This is a genomic window from Shimia sp. NS0008-38b, assembly GCF_040370365.1.
Classification (GTDB): Bacteria; Pseudomonadota; Alphaproteobacteria; order Rhodobacterales; family Rhodobacteraceae; genus Shimia.
Window position 1 is genome coordinate 475,983 of the sequence record NZ_BAABWQ010000004.1, and the last position, 17,106, is coordinate 493,088.

16 protein-coding genes are annotated in these 17,106 nt (G+C 54.5%); 7 read left to right on the forward strand and 9 right to left on the reverse strand.

The genetic code is table 11. The annotated features are described in order from the left end of the window. Positions 1-41: 41 nt before the first annotated feature. The 6 genes from ABWV47_RS19095 to ABWV47_RS19120 form a co-directional block, all read right to left on the reverse strand. A complete protein-coding gene (locus ABWV47_RS19095) occupies positions 42-2,318 on the reverse strand; it encodes an NADP-dependent malic enzyme (RefSeq protein ID WP_353314831.1) in 2,277 nt (758 codons plus the stop codon). 31 nt (positions 2,319-2,349) lie between these two features. Then, complete coding sequence (locus ABWV47_RS19100) at positions 2,350-3,348, reverse strand: type I glyceraldehyde-3-phosphate dehydrogenase (RefSeq protein WP_353314833.1); 999 nt, start codon at positions 3,346-3,348, stop codon at positions 2,350-2,352. A 167-nt stretch (positions 3,349-3,515) separates the two neighbouring features. Then, on the reverse strand, positions 3,516-4,334 hold the full coding sequence (locus ABWV47_RS19105) for a bifunctional allantoicase/(S)-ureidoglycine aminohydrolase (protein WP_353314835.1): 819 nt from the start codon (positions 4,332-4,334) through the stop codon (positions 3,516-3,518). A 130-nt stretch (positions 4,335-4,464) separates the two neighbouring features. Next, positions 4,465-5,121 carry an SOS response-associated peptidase gene (locus ABWV47_RS19110; RefSeq protein ID WP_353314837.1) on the reverse strand — a complete coding sequence of 219 codons (657 nt, stop codon included), beginning with the start codon at positions 5,119-5,121 and terminating at the stop codon, positions 4,465-4,467. After that, a complete protein-coding gene (locus ABWV47_RS19115; RefSeq protein WP_502959723.1) occupies positions 5,121-5,438 on the reverse strand; it encodes a DnaJ family domain-containing protein in 318 nt (105 codons plus the stop codon). Before ABWV47_RS19115 ends, ABWV47_RS19110 begins: the two co-directional genes overlap by 1 nt. 57 nt (positions 5,439-5,495) lie before the next feature. After that, complete coding sequence (locus ABWV47_RS19120; RefSeq protein WP_353314839.1) at positions 5,496-7,058, reverse strand: bifunctional metallophosphatase/5'-nucleotidase; 1,563 nt, start codon at positions 7,056-7,058, stop codon at positions 5,496-5,498. Positions 7,059-7,182: 124 nt separating this feature from the next. Here ABWV47_RS19120 and ABWV47_RS19125 point away from each other — a divergent pair, with 124 nt between their 5' ends. From ABWV47_RS19125 to arsC, 3 genes are read left to right on the forward strand one after another with little or no spacing between them, the layout of a single operon-like run. Then, on the forward strand, positions 7,183-7,521 hold the full coding sequence (locus tag ABWV47_RS19125; protein ID WP_353315227.1) for a DUF952 domain-containing protein: 339 nt from the start codon (positions 7,183-7,185) through the stop codon (positions 7,519-7,521). Then, entirely contained in the window at positions 7,521-8,588 is a 1,068-nt protein-coding gene (locus tag ABWV47_RS19130) for a quinone-dependent dihydroorotate dehydrogenase (protein WP_353314841.1), read from the forward strand. Before ABWV47_RS19125 ends, ABWV47_RS19130 begins: the two co-directional genes overlap by 1 nt. Next, a complete protein-coding gene (arsC, locus tag ABWV47_RS19135; protein ID WP_353314843.1) occupies positions 8,585-8,923 on the forward strand; it encodes an arsenate reductase (glutaredoxin) in 339 nt (112 codons plus the stop codon). The genes ABWV47_RS19130 and arsC overlap by 4 nt, the downstream gene beginning before the upstream one ends. A gap of 3 nt (positions 8,924-8,926) precedes the next feature. Here the strand turns inward: arsC and ABWV47_RS19140 are convergent, their stop codons facing one another. Next, positions 8,927-10,120, reverse strand: coding sequence for a DegT/DnrJ/EryC1/StrS family aminotransferase (locus tag ABWV47_RS19140; RefSeq protein WP_353314845.1), 1,194 nt, complete (start codon positions 10,118-10,120; stop codon positions 8,927-8,929). 73 nt (positions 10,121-10,193) lie between these two features. Then, positions 10,194-10,856, reverse strand: a complete 663-nt coding sequence (locus tag ABWV47_RS19145) for an HAD-IA family hydrolase (RefSeq protein ID WP_353314847.1) — start codon at positions 10,854-10,856, stop codon at positions 10,194-10,196. Between the two features lie 136 nt (positions 10,857-10,992). On the opposite strand from ABWV47_RS19145, the gene glmU reads away from it, so the two are divergent. From glmU to moaA, 4 genes are all read left to right on the forward strand, one after another. Continuing rightward, entirely contained in the window at positions 10,993-12,351 is a 1,359-nt protein-coding gene (gene glmU, locus ABWV47_RS19150) for a bifunctional UDP-N-acetylglucosamine diphosphorylase/glucosamine-1-phosphate N-acetyltransferase GlmU (protein ID WP_353314849.1), read from the forward strand. Next, complete coding sequence (glmS, locus tag ABWV47_RS19155; protein ID WP_353314851.1) at positions 12,351-14,174, forward strand: glutamine--fructose-6-phosphate transaminase (isomerizing); 1,824 nt, start codon at positions 12,351-12,353, stop codon at positions 14,172-14,174. Before glmU ends, glmS begins: the two co-directional genes overlap by 1 nt. Beyond that, positions 14,174-14,851: a DNA alkylation repair protein gene (locus ABWV47_RS19160; protein WP_353315228.1), complete on the forward strand. Its 678-nt coding sequence runs from the start codon at positions 14,174-14,176 to the stop codon at positions 14,849-14,851. The genes glmS and ABWV47_RS19160 overlap by 1 nt, the downstream gene beginning before the upstream one ends. Positions 14,852-14,938: 87 nt before the next feature. Continuing rightward, positions 14,939-15,943: a GTP 3',8-cyclase MoaA gene (gene moaA / locus ABWV47_RS19165; RefSeq protein ID WP_353314853.1), complete on the forward strand. Its 1,005-nt coding sequence runs from the start codon at positions 14,939-14,941 to the stop codon at positions 15,941-15,943. Between the two features lie 3 nt (positions 15,944-15,946). On the opposite strand, the gene ABWV47_RS19170 is transcribed toward moaA, so the two are convergent. After that, positions 15,947-16,978, reverse strand: coding sequence for a LacI family DNA-binding transcriptional regulator (locus ABWV47_RS19170; RefSeq protein ID WP_353314855.1), 1,032 nt, complete (start codon positions 16,976-16,978; stop codon positions 15,947-15,949). Positions 16,979-17,106 lie beyond the last annotated feature (128 nt).

The window sequence follows — 17,106 nt, forward strand, 5'->3', positions numbered from 1 at the left end:
AAACTGGTTAACGGGGGCTGTTTTCAGGTCCAAAAGCCGGCTCAGCCGTAGGTCGACACAGCCGTCCCAGCAAGCGCTGCAATATTGAGAAGCCCACGCACAGTGATCGATGGAGTTACGATATGCGCCCGGTTGCCCATTCCCATTAGGATTGGCCCAACTTCAAGCCCATCTGCCACTGATTTCAAGATGTTACGCGTCGCGCCAGCAGCATCTGTGTTGGAGTAGACCAACACATTGGCCTTTCCACTCAAACGCCCACCGGGGAACAAACGGTCCCGAAGCTCAGGATCAAGCGCAGCATCGGTGTGCATTTCTCCTTCATATTCAAAGTCATGCTCGTTCTGGTCCAACAACTCCAGCGCCCCACGCATCACCCGACCAGACCGGCTATCAAGGTTGCCAAACTGGCTCCCCGAGCACAGCGCAATTTTGGGAGCGACGCCAAATCGGCGCACGTGACGCGCCGCTGCAATCACAGTTTCCGCCACCTGTTCAGAGGTCGGCTCGATATGAATATGCGTGTCCGCCAGGAACAACGGGCCTTTGTCTAGAATGATCAGAGACAGCGATCCCACAGGGTGTAACTCTTTGTTTTGCAACAGCTCCGTCACATACCGCAGATGCCAGCGATACTCTCCAAAGGTGCCGCAAATCATGCTGTCCGCATCTCCGCGATCCACCGCAATGGCAGCAATTGCTGTGCTGTTGGTTCGCATAATAGCCCGCGCGCTGTCCGGGCTCACACCCTGACGACGTAGCTTGCTGTGATAATGCGTCCAATACTCTCGATAGCGCTCATCCTGCTCTGGGTTGATCAGCTCAAAATCAACGCCCGGTTTGATTTTTAACCCTGCCTTTTCAAGACGATGTTCAACAACTTCAGGACGGCCAATCAAGACCGGCGTGTCCACAGTCTCCTCCAACATCGCCTGCGCCGTGCGCAGCACACGCTCGTCTTCACCTTCCGCAAAAATGATCCGGCGACGCGACATGCTTGCCGCTTCATACACCGGTCGCATAATCATCGAAGACCGGAACACTTGTGCCTGCAATTTGTCTTCATAAGCATGCAGATCAAGATCTTTGGTTGCGACACCAGAGTCGATCGCCGCCTTGGCGACAGCCACTGCAATCGTTGGCAACAAACGAGGATCAAATGGCTTCGGAATCAGATAGTTAGGACCAAACGTGAGTGTCTCACCTTTGTAAGCCACCCCAACTTCAGCGCTGGTGGTTTCGCGTGCCAGACTGGCAATCGCCTCAACACATGCCAGCTTCATCGCATCGTTGATCTCGGTTGCACCAGCATCCAAAGCCCCACGGAAAATAAACGGGAAGCACAGAACGTTGTTCACTTGGTTTGGATAGTCTGATCGCCCCGTCGCGATCAAAGCGCCTGGCGCAGCTTCACGTGCTTCTTCAGGCATGATCTCAGGCGTCGGATTGGCAAGTGCAAAGATGATCGGATCGTCTGCCATCTGCTCGACCATCTCTTTGGTCAACAGGCCCGGACCAGACACACCAAGGAAAAGGTCGGCACCTTCCATGGCTTCCATTGTGGTCCGCTTTTCAGTGGATTGCGCGAATTCCGCCTTTTCAGCGGTCAAATCGTTGCGCTGCTTGTGCACCACGCCTTTGCTGTCCAACATCAGGATGTTTTCGTGCTGAACCCCCATGGTCATCAGCATCTTGAGACAGGCGATGCCCGCAGCCCCTGCACCCAGCGCAACAACCTTAATCTCTTCGACTTTTTTCTTGGCCACAATCAACGCGTTGTAGGCAGCTGCAGCCGCCACAATTGCGGTGCCGTGTTGATCGTCATGAAACACCGGAATGTTCATGCGCTCTTTGCAAATCCGCTCAACCAAGAAGCAATCAGGCGCCTTGATATCTTCGAGATTCACCGCACCAAATGTGGGTTCCAAACGGCATACCAAATCCGCCAGCTTCTCTGGATCAGATTCGTTCACCTCAATGTCAAAACAATCAATACCGGCGAATTTCTTGAACAGAACCGCCTTCCCTTCCATCACCGGCTTGGACGCCTGAGCGCCAATATTTCCAAGCCCCAAGACAGCCGTACCATTCGAAATTACCGCGACCAAATTGCCTTTGGCAGTGTAGCGCGTTGCATCCGCTGGGTTTTTCTCAATTTCGAGACAAGCCTCTGCCACGCCCGGACTGTAGGCAAGGCTCAGGTCACGACCCGTGGTCATGGGTTTGGTGGCGCGAATCTCAAGTTTGCCGGGTTTTGGAAATTCGTGATACTTTAGCGCGGCCTCGCGCGCGCGGTCATTGTCCTTGGTGTTCGTCATTCTTAATCTCCCAATCCCCTCGCTCGGCGCATCACCGCCGCCCCATCACTCGTGCCATATCCAACATGCGGTTGGAAAAGCCCCATTCGTTGTCGTACCAGCCGAACACGCGCAACAGCCCGCCTACAGAAACGCTGGTCTCTCTCTCGCTCACAATCAGGGATTCAGGACGCGCCCGCAGGTCTGTCGACACCAATGGCTTTTGCGTCCATCCCAGAATTCCGTCACGGTCAGCTGCGGCCTTCATCACCGCGTTAACCGTCTCAATTGACATCTTTTTCTCTGCCTGCATCGTCAAATCGATCGCAGAAACACTTGCAGTGGGCACGCGCACCGCGCGGGCCTCAACCCGTCCCTTGAGGTGCGGCAAAACCTTGTCAATCATGCGCTGTGCAGATGTGGTGGTCGGCACCATCGACAGCGCCGCCGCACGACTGCGCGCCAAATCACCGCGCGGTTTGTCCACCGTCGGCTGACTTCCAGTGTAGCAATGCACCGTTGTCATATGCCCGCTAATAAGGCCAAACGCATCATCGAGCACGCGCAGCAGCGGTGCCAACGCGTTGGTGGTGCACGACGCGTTGGAAACGATCTTTTGATCCGCCAAAAGCTCGCCATTCGCGCCCAAAACAACCGTTTGATCAGCTTCATCAGAAGGCCCTGAGATCAAAACTTTCTTTGCCCCGGCGGCAAGCCCGCGCTCAGCGACAGCTCTGGCACCAGCCATCCCTGTGCATTCCAACACAACATCCACATCACCCAAGCTGAGTGCGCTTAGGTCACGTTCCGCGTAGAATGGGAACACGTTGCCATCGACACGCAGCTCTCCATCGGCCGCGTCTACAAGGCCGGGATATGCACCATACACGCTGTCATATTCAAACAGGTAAGCACAGGTCTCCAGCGGCTCGATATCGTTGATCCCGACAATCTCAAAGTCGGGGAAATCGCCACGAGCCAAAATCCGCAAAATGGTTCGACCGATGCGGCCAAATCCATTGATAAAAATTTTGGTTTTGCGCTCTGTCATCGATGACATCCTAGCTGGCTCTGAGAGGCCAATTGACTTGGTTTCCCTGCCAATGGCCACCCCAAAACAGCCCGATTTTTCCTGCAAGCGCAGTTGTTATCGCTATCATTTGATGCTGCAGCGCCGCATTACCCCAGCGCCGCTACGTCATGTCGCGACTTCTGGCCCTAAAGCGGCATATGGCGGTTTACATCTTTGTACAAAAGGTAGCGAAATTTGCCTGGCCCACCTGCGTAACACGCCTGCGGACAAAAGGCGCGCAGCCACATGTAGTCTCCGGCTTCAACTTCAACCCAATCCTGATTGAGTTTATAAACCGCCTTGCCTTCGAGCACGTAAAGCCCGTGCTCCATCACATGCGTTTCTAGAAATGGGATAACACCGCCGGGCTCAAACGTAACGACATTCACATGCATATCGTGTCGCATGTCATCAGGTTCAACAAAGCGTGTGGTGCCCCACTTTCCATCAGTATCCGGCATGTAGGTGATCGGCGTGTCCGCATCACTGGAGACAAAGGGCTCTGGCGCCTCAATACCCTCAACCGATTGATACTTTTTGCGGATCCAGTGGAATTTCGCAGATGCTTCAGTTGTGTTCTTCAACTGCCAGTCACATCCCGCAGGCAGGAACGCGTACCCGCCTTCATTCAAGACATGCACGACGCCTGAAATAGTCACAGACACCTGGCCCTCAACCACAAACAGGACGCTTTGCGCCAAGATCTCAAGTTCCGGTTTGTCGCTGCCGCCACCAGGCGCAACGTCTGCAATGTAGTGCGAAAACGTCTCGCTGAAACCACTCATGGGCCGCGCAATAACCCAAACCCGTGTTTGCGCCCAAAATGGCAGGTAGGAGGTCACGATATCGGTCATCGTGCCCTTTGGTATCACCGCAAAGCTCTCTGTAAACATCGCACGATCGGTCAACAACTGGGTCTGTGGCGGTAAGCCACCTTGCGGAGCATAGTAGGGGGCACGAGACATGAGTTACTCTCCAAAAAAGGTCATCGCTATCATTGCCAACCCAGATCGGTTCGCCAACCGCGAAGCGATACGGTGGCGGCTGAAGGATTATACCGTATTTCTTGAAAATCACCGAAGTGTCAAAAAATCACTAAGCGACTTCAATGAGTTGCGCCCCCGAAGCGCGATTGGAATTCACTGCACGATCTACCTGATGAAACGACAGCAGCTCCTCGTCTGCAGCTTTCATCAGCGTGGCCGCACCATGCCCCTGCTCTCCCAACCAAAGTCCCCAATCCGCTTCGTCAATCACAACCGGCATCCGATGATGCACCTGTGACATGGTCTCATTTGCGCCCGTCGTTACAACAGCACAGCTTGAAAGCTGATTGTCCTCGCTGCCCCACCGCTGCCAAACCCCGGCCAACGCCAAAGTTTGGTCTGCGTGTATGTACCAAGGCCAACGGGTTCCATCACTGTCTTTGGTCCATTCATAAAACCCGCTGACTGGGATCAAACAGCGCCGCGTGCGACATGCATTGCGAAACGCTGGCTTCTGCGCAATGGTTTCGCTGCGAGCATTGATCAGCAAGGGACCGTCCGTTGGTGTCTTGTACCACTCGGGCACAAATCCCCAACGCATCGACACCAAACGGCGCCCAAACTCAGCATCCCCCGTCACCACATGAATGTCTGTTGTTGGACAGACGTTATAGTTAGGCACATCTGGTAAGTTGTTTGCTGGAGCAGCCGAAAACAGCTGTACCATCGCATCATCAGGCAATGTTATCGCATAGCGTCCACACATCAGCGATACGCCTTGCGAGCCAGATCGATTTTTGCCTCCAACATCGACATGTCTTTCATGATATCGCGCCTCTTGGTGCGGTCCGTAGCCTCCCGGAATTCTGCACGCAGCCGAGCCATGTCACGCGACAACGACACAAACTCTGGCGCCCCCCCACTCTCTTTGATCAACCGGTTCAAAAGCGCATTTTCTGGATCATCCTCTCTGGGCAAAGGCTTACCAGCCCCCGCCAAATTATCGAACTCGCCAGCTTCTGCCGCATCGCGAATTTTTTGGTTGATCAAGTCGATCAGTGGATCGATCCATAGGCGCCTCAAAAGAAAAACCCCCGCCAGTTTCCCGGCGGAGGCCTAAAAGGTCAAGCGATTGAACGCTTACTTCTTCGTGATACGCCCATCCAGCGCCGCAGCGGCGGCACCGTTTTCAGCGAGATACTCAGCCGTTACATCTGCGAGATCTGGGCCGTAATCATAAGCATTCTGAGCGTCGCGGAACATTTTGTAGCCGTCACCGCCATTGCGCACATAGTTGTTGGACACAACGCCATAGACCTTGGCGAGATCAATCGGCGCATCGCCAACCATAACGTCGCTGATGCGGCTGCCCACTTCAGCGTTGGCATCAAAGGTGTAGGACATGCCCGCAACTTGCGCGAAACGACCTGCGCCGTCTTCAAGCTTGCTCACGCCATTTTCCAATGCGGCCACGATAGCTTCACCGGAGACTTCGAAAGTCGACAATGTGTTCTGAAACGGTAGCACCGTCAGCACCTCACCCATGGTCACTTCGCCAGCATCAATAGATGCGCGCAAACCGCCGCCGTTTTGGATCGCGATCTCAACGCCTTGATCCTTCACACGGTCCAGCATGGCACCAGCAACAAGGTTGCCCATAGCACATTCACCAGCGCGGCAAGAGCCACGATCGCCATCGATTACGTCAGATGTCGAGGCAACAACACGGGTCTTCATCTCTTCGATTGGACCAGCCAGTTCGGCCACACGAGCAACAATCGCCTCGTCTTCTGCGACGGACGCATCCAACAAAATGGTGTCGCCAGTGGCAGACGTTACATTGCCTGCATCATCAAACGTCAGGGTCAGGTGGCCAACATATTTGGAATAAGCGTAGGCCTGAACCACGGGCACGTTACCAACCATAGTTGGATAGGCCATCGCGCCTTCCTCAGTATTGGAGAACTTTGTGTGGGAGTGACCACCAACAACCGCATCAACGCCAGATACAGCGGCAGCAATCTCCATGTCTTTGTTCACGCCCACGTGGTTCAATGCGATGATCTTGGTCACGCCTTCGGCTGTTAGCGCATCCACATCAGCTTGCAGAGATTCGATCTCGTCTTGGAAGATCACCGATTCACCGGGGCTGGAAGTTTCCGCTGTGTCGGTTGCCAAAGCGGAGATGATGGCAACCTTTTCGCCTCCGACATCCAACACGATGTGGTTGGCAACTTTACCTGCGAGAATATTGGATTGGGATACGTCCAAGTTGCCTGAAATGACCGGGAAGGACACACCTTCAACCAACTTCAGTAGACCTTCGGGACCGTCGTCAAACTCGTGGTTGCCAACTGCCATCGCGTCAAAGCCGACCTGTTCCATCAGCTCGATTTCCACGTCACCCTTATAGGTCGTGTACATCAGAGAGCCCTGATATTGGTCGCCTGCATCCAAAACCAGCAGATTCTCACCCGCCAGCTGTTCGCGCAAATCAGCAATCTTTGTGGCCACGCGCGCGTAGCCGCCAAAGCACTTACCCTCAGCATTGTCCTCCGCATTACAGGTGGAATCATATTTGTTGATCGGCTCAATGCGGCTGTGTAGGTCGTTGATATGAACGATATGCAGCGTATAGTCAGCCGCGGCCATACCGGCCGTCACTGCTAGGGCTGCCGCCCCTGTCATCAATCGTGCGATCATGGAAGAATCCCTTCTTTTTTATCATTCAGTCAATATCGTGCAGTTTAAGCCCCGCAAATGTCAAAGGCTTAACAGAATATAACGCCGCTTGACCTTGCGCCATGCGCGTTGCATGAGCAACCCTATGCTGATCTTCAAGATATTTCGCGCCGACGAATGGTCGGCCCTGCGCGAAGACGGGCAAACCCCCGGCGCGCCGATTGATGTGGCTGATGGCTACGTGCACTTTTCCACCGCAGAGCAGGCGGCTGAAACCGCTGCGAAGCACTTCGCTGGGGAAGAAAACCTCTTTTTGCTGGCGGTTGAGACGGATCCATTGGGCGAGGCCTTGAAGTGGGAAGTGTCTCGCGGCGGCGCGAAATTCCCTCACCTGTACCGTGACTTGCGTCTTTCAGATGTGACATGGGCACAACCCTTGCCTTTGATCTCTGGAATACATCAATTTCCTGCAGGGCTACTGTGATGTCACTTAGCCGCATGATGGAAACCATGGGCATGAAAGTCCTGCGCAGCATTGATCCAGAAACTTCGCATGGGTTGGCGCTTCAAGCCCTGCAAATGGGGCTGGCCAACGCGCCCGGAAAGATCACCTCCTCCCGTTTAAAAACTGAAATTGCAGGGCTCAAATTGTGCAACCCCGTTGGCTTAGCAGCAGGGTTTGACAAAAACGCCACTGCGTTGAAAGGGTTGGCGAAATCTGGCTTTGGATTTGTTGAAGTTGGCGCAGCGACGCCCCGCCCACAGCCGGGAAACCCAAAGCCTCGCCTGTTTCGCCTGACAGAGGACCGGGCGGCGATCAATCGATTTGGCTTCAACAACGACGGCATGGAAACTATTGCCACACGTCTCTCCAATCGGCCGCAAGATGCCATCATAGGTCTGAACCTTGGGGCCAACAAAGACAGCGACAACCGTGCCGAAGATTTCGCCCGTGTGCTGGCACATTGCGGCGCACATCTAAACTTCGCAACTGTGAATGTCAGCTCGCCCAACACCGAAAAACTGCGTGATCTTCAAGGCAAAGCCGCCCTCTCGGCGCTGCTGTCTGGTGTCATGGAGACCCGCGACGCGTTGGCGCAAAAAATTCCTGTCTTCCTGAAAATTGCACCCGATCTTTCTGAGGACGAAATCGCGGAGATCTCCGAGGTCGCGATTGCGACCAAAGTGGATGCAATTATCGCCACCAATACCACGCTTTCACGTGATGGTTTGGCAAGTGCGCATAAGGGCGAAATGGGGGGGCTCTCTGGGGCACCGCTCTTTGAAAAATCCACCCGCGTACTCGCCCGTCTCTCACAGCTCACAGAGGGCAAACTGCCACTGGTAGGTGTAGGCGGCATTGGTTCTGGCGAACAAGCTTATGCGAAAATCTGTGCGGGGGCTTCTGCTGTGCAACTCTACACCGCTCTGGTCTATGGTGGGTTCTCGCTGGCAGAAACCATCGTACGTGACCTTGACGCATTGCTAAAGCGCGACGGGTTTTCCAATGTCACCGAGGCGGTTGGCAGCAAACGAGAGGACTGGCTATGATCACAATCTGGCACAACCCACGCTGTTCCAAATCACGCCAAACTCTTGCGCTGTTAGAAGACAAAGGCGCAGTTACCGTGCGCCGCTACCTTGAAGACGCTCCTACCTTTTTGGAATTGCAAGAGGTTTTGGCGCGTTTGGGCGGCGCGGCCATCGACATGATGCGCCCCAAAGAAGCCCGCTTCAAAGAGTTGGGTCTGTCCAAAACCGACAGCGATGCAACCTTGCTGACCGCGATGGCCGAAAACCCGATCCTGATTGAACGTCCGATTGTTTTATCCGACAACAAAGCCGCAATTGGGCGTCCACCCGAAGCTGTGCTGGACGTTCTTTAAGGATCAGCCCGCCTGAAACACCGCACCCACTTCGGCGCGGATGATCCGCGCGATAAAAGCACAATCCTCCACAGAGAAGGTCAGCGGAATTCGCATATCAACGATGCCCTTCAAGACTCGGTCTGACTTTGGCATTGGGTTGCTTGGCGCATAGCGCCAGCTGTCATAGCGCGAGGTGAAAGCCACAGGCTCTGCTCCTCCAAACCATTTCAACTCCACACCCCGCGCGGCGCATCTCGCAAGCGCGTCGTGGATTTTCTCTTCGGCCCAATCCAGCAACAAAAACTGGATTGAGCTGCCGACGTACTGCTCCCCTTCGGGTCGCTCAACCACGGCTAAGCCCGGCGTCCCACGCAGACCGTTTAAAATCACATCGTGTCGGGCGTTCCATGCGGCCACTTGCTGATCCAAGTTCCGCAACTGCGGCCGCAAAATTGCGGCTCTTAGGTGGTCCATACGCCCTGACACGTTGGGCGTGTCGTATTTCACCGCCTCAAATACCTCTGCTTCAGGCACCGCGCCATTGCGTCCATACAACATATAGCTGCCCGTCAGTATTGTGGCCCGCGCCATCAATTCAGCATCATCGCCAACCAACAAGCCACCTTCACCAGAGTTCATATGTTTGTAGGTCTGCGTGGAATAACAAGACAGTGCACCATATCGGCCCGACGGAATGCCTTTCCATCCACCGCCCATCGTATGGGCGCAATCCTCAATCACACGAATGCCATGCGCGTCACAAAGCGCCATCAAGGCCTCCATGTCACAAATATGGCCCCGCATGTGCGACAACATCAGCACATCCGCCTGATCTGCCTTGGCGGCGAGATCTTCGAGGTCAATTACCAATGCTTCAGTGACGCCCACAAACACGGGCACTGCCCCCACGCTGGCAATCGCACCGGGAACGGGCGCCAATGTAAAGGCGTTGGTCAACACTTTGTCGCCCGCCCCCACACCCATGGCCCGCAAAGCACAGCCCATCGCATATCCACCTGACGCGACTGCGAGGCAGTATTTTGCCCCAACACTTCTGGCAAACTCTTGTTCCAAAGCCGAAACCTCGCCAACCTCGTCTTCAGTGAGATTGTAGCGATGCAACCGCCCGCTGCGCATCACGGCAACAGCCGCCGCGATGCCTTCTTCAGAAATCGGCTCTTGCTGCGTAAAGTTTCCGGTAAAAACGTCGCTCATAAGGGTCTCGCCACCTGTCTTCTTGTCACAAGCATTAGGACAAAGATCAAAGCTCCGCAATCTGCGGGCGTTTTTAGCCCAACAAAAGGTCCACAACCTTAGGAAGGCTCTCATAGTCGTGCAGCAACGCCTCTGGCTCAAGAGCCGCCATATCCTCACCGCTTGGCCCAAAGGTCACCAAAATGCTCGGCACCCCGGCAGCTTTGGCCGTATTGCGGTCTGTATCACTGTCGCCCACCAATGTGGTCATGGCCGGATCGCCTCCCAAGCGTCGCACCGTTTCAACCAGCGGAGCTGGATCAGGTTTACGAACAGGCAGCGTATCCGCCCCCACCAGAGCCCCAAACGCGTCACGCACGCCCAAAGCGACCAACAACTGCTGTGCCAAGCCTTCAGGTTTGTTCGTGCAGACGCCCACGCCATAGCCTTTAGACTTGAGGGCTTCTATCGCATCCATCGCCCCCTCATAGATGAAAGAGTGCTCTGCAATCGCGCCGCCGTAAGCCTCTAACAAAACTGGGTAGTAGCGAAGCACAACCGCCTCATCCATCTCGCCAAGTCGTGTCAGTCCTTCGGTCAGCATACGCCGCCCGCCGCGCAGCGCCACACCGGCGTCCTGCTCAATTGACAAAACATCAGCATGTCCCATATCGCGAAAGCACACATTCGCCGCCGCAATCAGATCACCGCTTGTGTCCGCCAACGTCCCATCCAGATCAAAAACCACTGTTTTCATTGGCTGCTCCATACCCTATTGCGCAAGTTCTTGCGCATTGCTGTTACAGGGCGCAATCTGAATTGATGGCCTATGGCCTTGCACCCTTTACGCACTCCGATAAAACGGCCCCCAACGAAATACAAAGAGAAAACAAATGAGCATTGCACTTGTCATCCTAGCCGCAGGCAAAGGCACACGGATGAACTCGGACCTGCCAAAAGTTCTGCACCCTATCGCAGGCGCCCCATTGCTGCATCACGCGATGCGCACTGGCGCAGCACTTGAACCCGAGCGCACCATCGTGGTCGCGGGTCATCAAGCAGATCAGGTGCAGGCGGCTGCATTGGAGTTTGATCACACCGCCGAAGTGTTAATGCAGACCGAGCAGCTGGGCACCGGCCACGCTGTGGACCAAGCGCGCGAGGCCCTCAAAGGATTTAAAGGCGACGTGGTTGTGCTCTTTGGAGACACGCCTTTTCTGAAACCCGAAACGCTTGAGCGCATGATCGCTGCCCGCCGCCATCACGATGTTGTCGTGCTCGGCTTTGACATCGCACAGGTCCAACCACGCTATGGTCGATTGGTCATGGACGGGGATCGTCTAGCGAAAATTGTTGAATACAAAGACGCAACAGAAGAAGAACGCCAAATTCGTTTCACCAACTCAGGCTTGATGGCGTGTGATGCAACATTGCTGTTTGATCTGATCGCGAAACTCAGCAACAACAATGCCTCAGGTGAGTATTACCTCACTGAGGTGCCAGAGCTTGCAAATGCGCGCGGCGCAAAAGTCACTGCCGTGAAGTGTGACGAGGCGGAAACCCTGGGGGTGGATTCTCGTAAAGACCTCGCCGGAGCAGAAGCTATCTATCAAAAAAATGCGCGTACTGCTCTGCTAGAAGACGGGGTGACACTCACCGCGCCAGACACGGTATTTCTATCATTTGACACGGCGATTGGCCGCGACGCCACCGTTGAACCGAACGTCGTGTTTGGTCCGGGTGTGACGATCGAATCCGGCGCCACCATCCGTGCATTTTCACATCTGGAAGGCTGTCATGTCTCTCGTGGTACCATGGTTGGCCCTTATGCCCGCTTGCGCCCCGGGGCCGAACTTTCTGAAGATGTTCACATCGGTAACTTTGTAGAAATCAAAAATGCGCAGATTGGCACAGGGACAAAGGTCAATCACCTTTCCTATATTGGCGATGCGACCCTGGGGGCGGGCACCAACATTGGCGCCGGGACAATCACCTGCAACTACGACGGAGTGATGAAACACCACACCCATATCGGAGACAACGTCTTCATTGGTTCAAACACCATGTTGGTCGCGCCTGTGTCTATCGGAAACGAAGCCATGACCGGGTCAGGTTCGGTGATCACTAAAAACGTCCCAGACACCGCACTGGCGCTATCTCGTGCGGAGCAAACCAACAAACCCGGCGTTGCACTAAAATTGTTTGAAATGTTAAAGAAAAAGAAACAAAAACTGACTTCGGGTGCCAAATAATGTGCGGTATTGTAGGTGTTCTTGGCTCACATGAAGCAGCCCCCTTGCTGGTCGAAACGCTGAAACGGCTGGAATACCGCGGGTATGACAGCGCGGGTATTGCGACTGTGAATGATGGCGTTTTGGATCGTCGCCGCGCCGTTGGAAAACTGGTCAACCTGTCCGATTTATTGGTACATGAGCCACTGCGCGGTAAATCCGGTATCGGCCACACGCGTTGGGCCACTCATGGCGCGCCGACCGTGTCCAACGCCCACCCGCATCAGGCCGGTCCCGTGGCGGTGGTGCACAATGGCATCATCGAAAACTTCCGAGATCTGCGCGAAGAATTGTCCAACGATGGGTTTTCTTTCGTCACAGAAACCGACACAGAAACCGTCGCGCTTCTGACGCAAAAATACATCCAATCCGGCATGCACCCCATTGAAGCTGCCCTTAAAACTCTAAGCCGCCTAGACGGCGCGTTCGCGCTTGCTTTCCTCTTTGAAGGCGAAGACGACTTGATCGTGGCGGCCCGTAAAGGCTCGCCACTGGCAATTGGGCACGGCGACGGAGAAATGTATGTAGGCTCTGACGCGATTGCTCTTGCGCCGCTCACAAACGAGGTCACCTATCTTGATGAGGGTGACAGCGCTGTTCTCACCCGCACCAGCTTGCAAATATTCGACGCAGAGGGCGCGGAGGTTACCCGCGAAGCGAAGACCATCAACATCGACCAAACACTGGTCGACAAAGGCAACCACAAACACTTCATGGCCAAAGAGATTGGCGAGCAGCCATTGGTGTTGGGCAATGCCATCGACCATTATCTGTCTCAAGACGGGAATACGGTTTCTCTGCCAGACACAAACCTGGATTTCACCCAAATCAATCGGCTGACCATGGTTGCATGTGGCACTGCGTACTACGCCTGCCTGACCGCGAAATACTGGTTCGAACAGATCGCCGGACTGCCGGTTGAAGTAGATGTCGCTTCGGAGTTTCGCTATCGTGAGCCACCGGTTACCGAAGGAACGGTAGCACTATTTGTCTCACAATCGGGCGAAACAGCGGACACATTGGCGGCACTCCGCTATTGCGCAGGCAAGGCGCAGAGTATTGTGTCTGTGGTCAACGTTCCTGAAAGTTCAATTGCTCGGGAAAGCGATCTGGCACTTCCCATTTTGGCAGGCGTAGAGATTGGTGTCGCATCAACCAAGGCGTTTACCTGCCAATTGACAGTGTTGTTAATGCTGGCACTCAAGGCCGCCAAAGATCGCGGCAAGTTGACGAACGAGGAGATGACAAAACACCTCTCCGACCTACGTGCTATGCCCGGCCTGATCAATCAAGCGCTTGCTGCAGAAGCACAAATCAAAGACGTTGCACGCAAGCTTTCAGAGGCGCGTGACATTTTGTTTTTGGGGCGCGGACGCATGTTCCCCCTCGCCCTTGAGGGCGCCCTAAAACTAAAGGAAATCAGCTATATACATGCTGAAGCTTATGCGTCCGGCGAACTCAAACATGGCCCCATTGCGTTGATCGACAAACATGTGCCCGTTGTGGTGATGGCGCCTTATGACGAACTTTTTGATAAATCGATCTCCAATATGCAGGAGGTTATGGCGCGCGCCGGTAAGGTACTTTTGATCACCGATACGGACGGTCTCAAAGAAGGCGCTGATGGCACTTGGGACACAATCCGGATGCCACAAGTTCCGCCGGTGCTGTCTCCCATTCTTTATGCCATCCCCGCACAGCTTCTGGCCTATTACACTGCGGTCGCCAAAGGCACCGACGTGGATCAGCCGCGCAATCTCGCCAAATCCGTGACGGTAGAATGATGACGCTTGAGGACGCTCTTGCAGCCCTAAAATCGAACGCTGAAACCGACCGTGCCGAAGGGATGGCGTCCTATCACAAGCAGACGCGGCCTGTGCTTGGCGTTGCCAATCCCGCACTGAACGAGCTCAGCAAAACTTGGCGTCAGAGCCTTGGTGTTGAGGACCGAGTGCGGCTTGCGAGCGAGCTCTGGAGCACTGATATTTTTGAAGCGCGCATTGTCGCGGCAAAAACACTCACCCAAGCCCGTCTCCGTCCAGATAGCGCCGCTTGGGAATTGATCTGCGATTGGGTACGTGACTTTGACAGCTGGGCGATTGCTGATCACGTCTGTATGGCGGGCCAACGTCGCCTGATGGCCGATCCGACCCGCATCGATACTGTTGAGACTTGGACCACGTCAGATCACATGTGGACACGCCGCGCCGCTCTCGTAATCACCCTGCCCTGGACCAAACAAAACTTCCCCAAGCCCCTAGATCTGGAGATCAGAGACCGTGTTTTGGGTTGGGCGGCGTCTTATGCCGAGGATCACACATGGTTCATCCAAAAAGCCGTTGCTTGGTGGCTGCGCGACCTGTCCAAACACGATCCGGATCGAACACGCGCCTTCTTGGCCACCCATAGCGACAACATGAAGCCTTTTGCCGTGAAAGAGGCCTCCAAGCACCTCGCCTAGACTTGGTCGGCCAGCATATTGTGCCAAAATACATCTACAACTTTTGGCGCTCTTGCTGTGGACGCAATCGGGGACTAACTATGGTGTATGACTGCTCCATTGATTGACCCGTTTCACCGCGCAATCTCCTACCTGCGCGTTTCCGTCACTGACCGGTGCGACTTTCGCTGTGTCTATTGCATGGCGGAGAACATGACCTTCCTGCCGAAGAAAGAGCTTCTGACGCTCGAAGAGTTGGATCGTATGTGTTCAACGTTTGTGCGCCTTGGTGTTGAGAAACTACGGATCACTGGCGGCGAGCCTTTGGTACGTCGGGACATCATGACTTTTTTTAGAGGCATGACGCGGCACCTAGAAAGCGGTGCGCTGAAGGAGCTGACTCTCACAACCAATGGATCGCAGCTGGAAAAATACGCCGATGAACTCTACGCCTGTGGTGTGCGGCGCATCAACGTCTCGCTGGACACAATTGACGAGACCAAATTTGCCGAGATCACCCGTTGGGGCCGACTGCCTCAAGTGATGCGCGGTCTGGATGCCGCGCAAAAGGCTGGCCTGCGCATCAAAATCAACGCCGTTGCGCTCAAAGGTTTCAACGAGGACGAGCTGTTCACGTTGGCGGAATGGTGCGCGGAGCGTGACATGGACATGACTTGGATCGAAGTAATGCCCATGGGCGATTTGGGAAACGAAGACCGCTTGGATCAATATTGGTCGCTTGACGATCTGCGTAACACGTTGAGTGAACGTTACACATTGACCGACCTCCCCGAGCGCACCGGCGGCCCAGCACGCTATGTCCGGCTGGAAGAAACCAGCCAAAAGATCGGCTTTATCACACCTATGACCCACAACTTCTGTGAAAGCTGTAACCGCGTGCGTCTGACATGTACCGGACAACTCTACATGTGTCTGGGTCAAGAGGACATGGCAGACCTGCGCGCACCTTTACGCGCCAGCGAGGGTGACATGGTATTGGAGGATGCCATTCGCAACGCCATTTCATTAAAGCCTAAAGGACATGATTTTGACTATTCCCGCCAGCAGGTGGATGGCCAAATGACCCGCCACATGAGTCACACTGGCGGCTAATTCCTAGGCCTGAAAAACCGGCCCAGTACTTTCGCGAGCAACCAAAAATACCGGCAGCGTATGAACATCACCGTCCGATGTGTCGGACGTTTGTGCAATTTGATCCAACAAACACCGAGCCGCCTTGTGCCCCAATTTGTTTCGATGCTGGTGAATAGTTGTGAGAGGCGGGTTAAACACTTCGGCCATCTCAATATTGTCGAACCCTGTGACCGAGATTTCCAACGGCACGCGCTGTCCCGCCCTTGTCAAACCGGAGATAAGACCAAAGGCCAACTGGTCGCTCGCGCATATCCAGGCAGTGGGACCGTCCTTCAGATCTTTCACAACCTCTGCGGCACTGAGCCCTCCGGCAATCGAAAAGTCACATTGCACGATCCAGTCGGGTCGGACTTCCCCTTTCAGTTCTGACAAGCGCGCCTCGAATGCCTCCCGACGTTCATGTGACAATATGTTTGAGGACGGACCTGCCAAATGGCCAAAGCGGCGGTGCCCCAACTCCCATAAATGATCCACCAAAACGCGAATCCCTCCGGCATTGTCGGATCGAACCGAGTGTCCTTTGAAGCCGTGCACCCACTCACAGACAAAAACAATTGGACAATTTGGAAACACGGCTTGCGTGTCTTCTAAATCGGAAAGTGCAATGGATCCATCAAGAACAATCAAGCCATCAGCATGTCCTGCAGCCACAAATCCTTGAATCTGTTCCGTCGTCATTGGCCCATCGCCGCTGTCAGACAGCAGAAGGTTGTAATCTGCCGCACTCAACTCCCGCTCTAAGCCTGATAAAATATTGGAGAAGAACGGGTTAGAAATGTTGGGCACCAATGCCAGAATGGTTTTTGAGGTGTTCGTACGCAGGTTTCTCGCGGCCCGATTCACTCTGTAGCCGGTCTTTTTAACGGCCTCCAGAACCGCATTTCGTGTCGATTCCGACACCACAGACGGATCATTAAGCACGCGACTAACGGTGGCTGTCGACACCCCTGCAATCCGCGCTACATCCACCAACTTCGGCAAAGTTTGCTTCACAATTTATTCGCGCCTCGAATTATTTCTTGACTCAATTTCCTTTCGGAAGTTACCGATATGTAATCGATTACAACTCGCTGTCAATGTGCGCGATGATCCGAATTCGGCATCCATGCATCAAAACAGCA

Bases quoted from the DNA above. Each gene is read 5' to 3' on its own strand.
- ABWV47_RS19095 (WP_353314831.1), bottom strand. From the start codon at position 2,318: ATGACGAACACCAAGGACAATGACCGCGCGCGCGAGGCCGCGCTAAAG.
- ABWV47_RS19100 (WP_353314833.1), bottom strand. From the start codon at position 3,348: ATGACAGAGCGCAAAACCAAAATTTTTATCAATGGATTTGGCCGCATC.
- ABWV47_RS19105 (WP_353314835.1), bottom strand. From the start codon at position 4,334: ATGTCTCGTGCCCCCTACTATGCTCCGCAAGGTGGCTTACCGCCACAG.
- ABWV47_RS19110 (WP_353314837.1), bottom strand. From the start codon at position 5,121: ATGTGTGGACGCTATGCGATAACATTGCCTGATGATGCGATGGTACAG.
- ABWV47_RS19120 (WP_353314839.1), bottom strand. From the start codon at position 7,058: ATGATCGCACGATTGATGACAGGGGCGGCAGCCCTAGCAGTGACGGCC.
- ABWV47_RS19125 (WP_353315227.1), top strand. From the start codon at position 7,183: ATGCTGATCTTCAAGATATTTCGCGCCGACGAATGGTCGGCCCTGCGC.
- ABWV47_RS19130 (WP_353314841.1), top strand. From the start codon at position 7,521: ATGTCACTTAGCCGCATGATGGAAACCATGGGCATGAAAGTCCTGCGC.
- arsC (WP_353314843.1), top strand. From the start codon at position 8,585: ATGATCACAATCTGGCACAACCCACGCTGTTCCAAATCACGCCAAACT.
- ABWV47_RS19140 (WP_353314845.1), bottom strand. From the start codon at position 10,120: ATGAGCGACGTTTTTACCGGAAACTTTACGCAGCAAGAGCCGATTTCT.
- ABWV47_RS19145 (WP_353314847.1), bottom strand. From the start codon at position 10,856: ATGAAAACAGTGGTTTTTGATCTGGATGGGACGTTGGCGGACACAAGC.
- glmU (WP_353314849.1), top strand. From the start codon at position 10,993: ATGAGCATTGCACTTGTCATCCTAGCCGCAGGCAAAGGCACACGGATG.
- glmS (WP_353314851.1), top strand. From the start codon at position 12,351: ATGTGCGGTATTGTAGGTGTTCTTGGCTCACATGAAGCAGCCCCCTTG.
- ABWV47_RS19160 (WP_353315228.1), top strand. From the start codon at position 14,174: ATGACGCTTGAGGACGCTCTTGCAGCCCTAAAATCGAACGCTGAAACC.
- moaA (WP_353314853.1), top strand. From the start codon at position 14,939: ATGACTGCTCCATTGATTGACCCGTTTCACCGCGCAATCTCCTACCTG.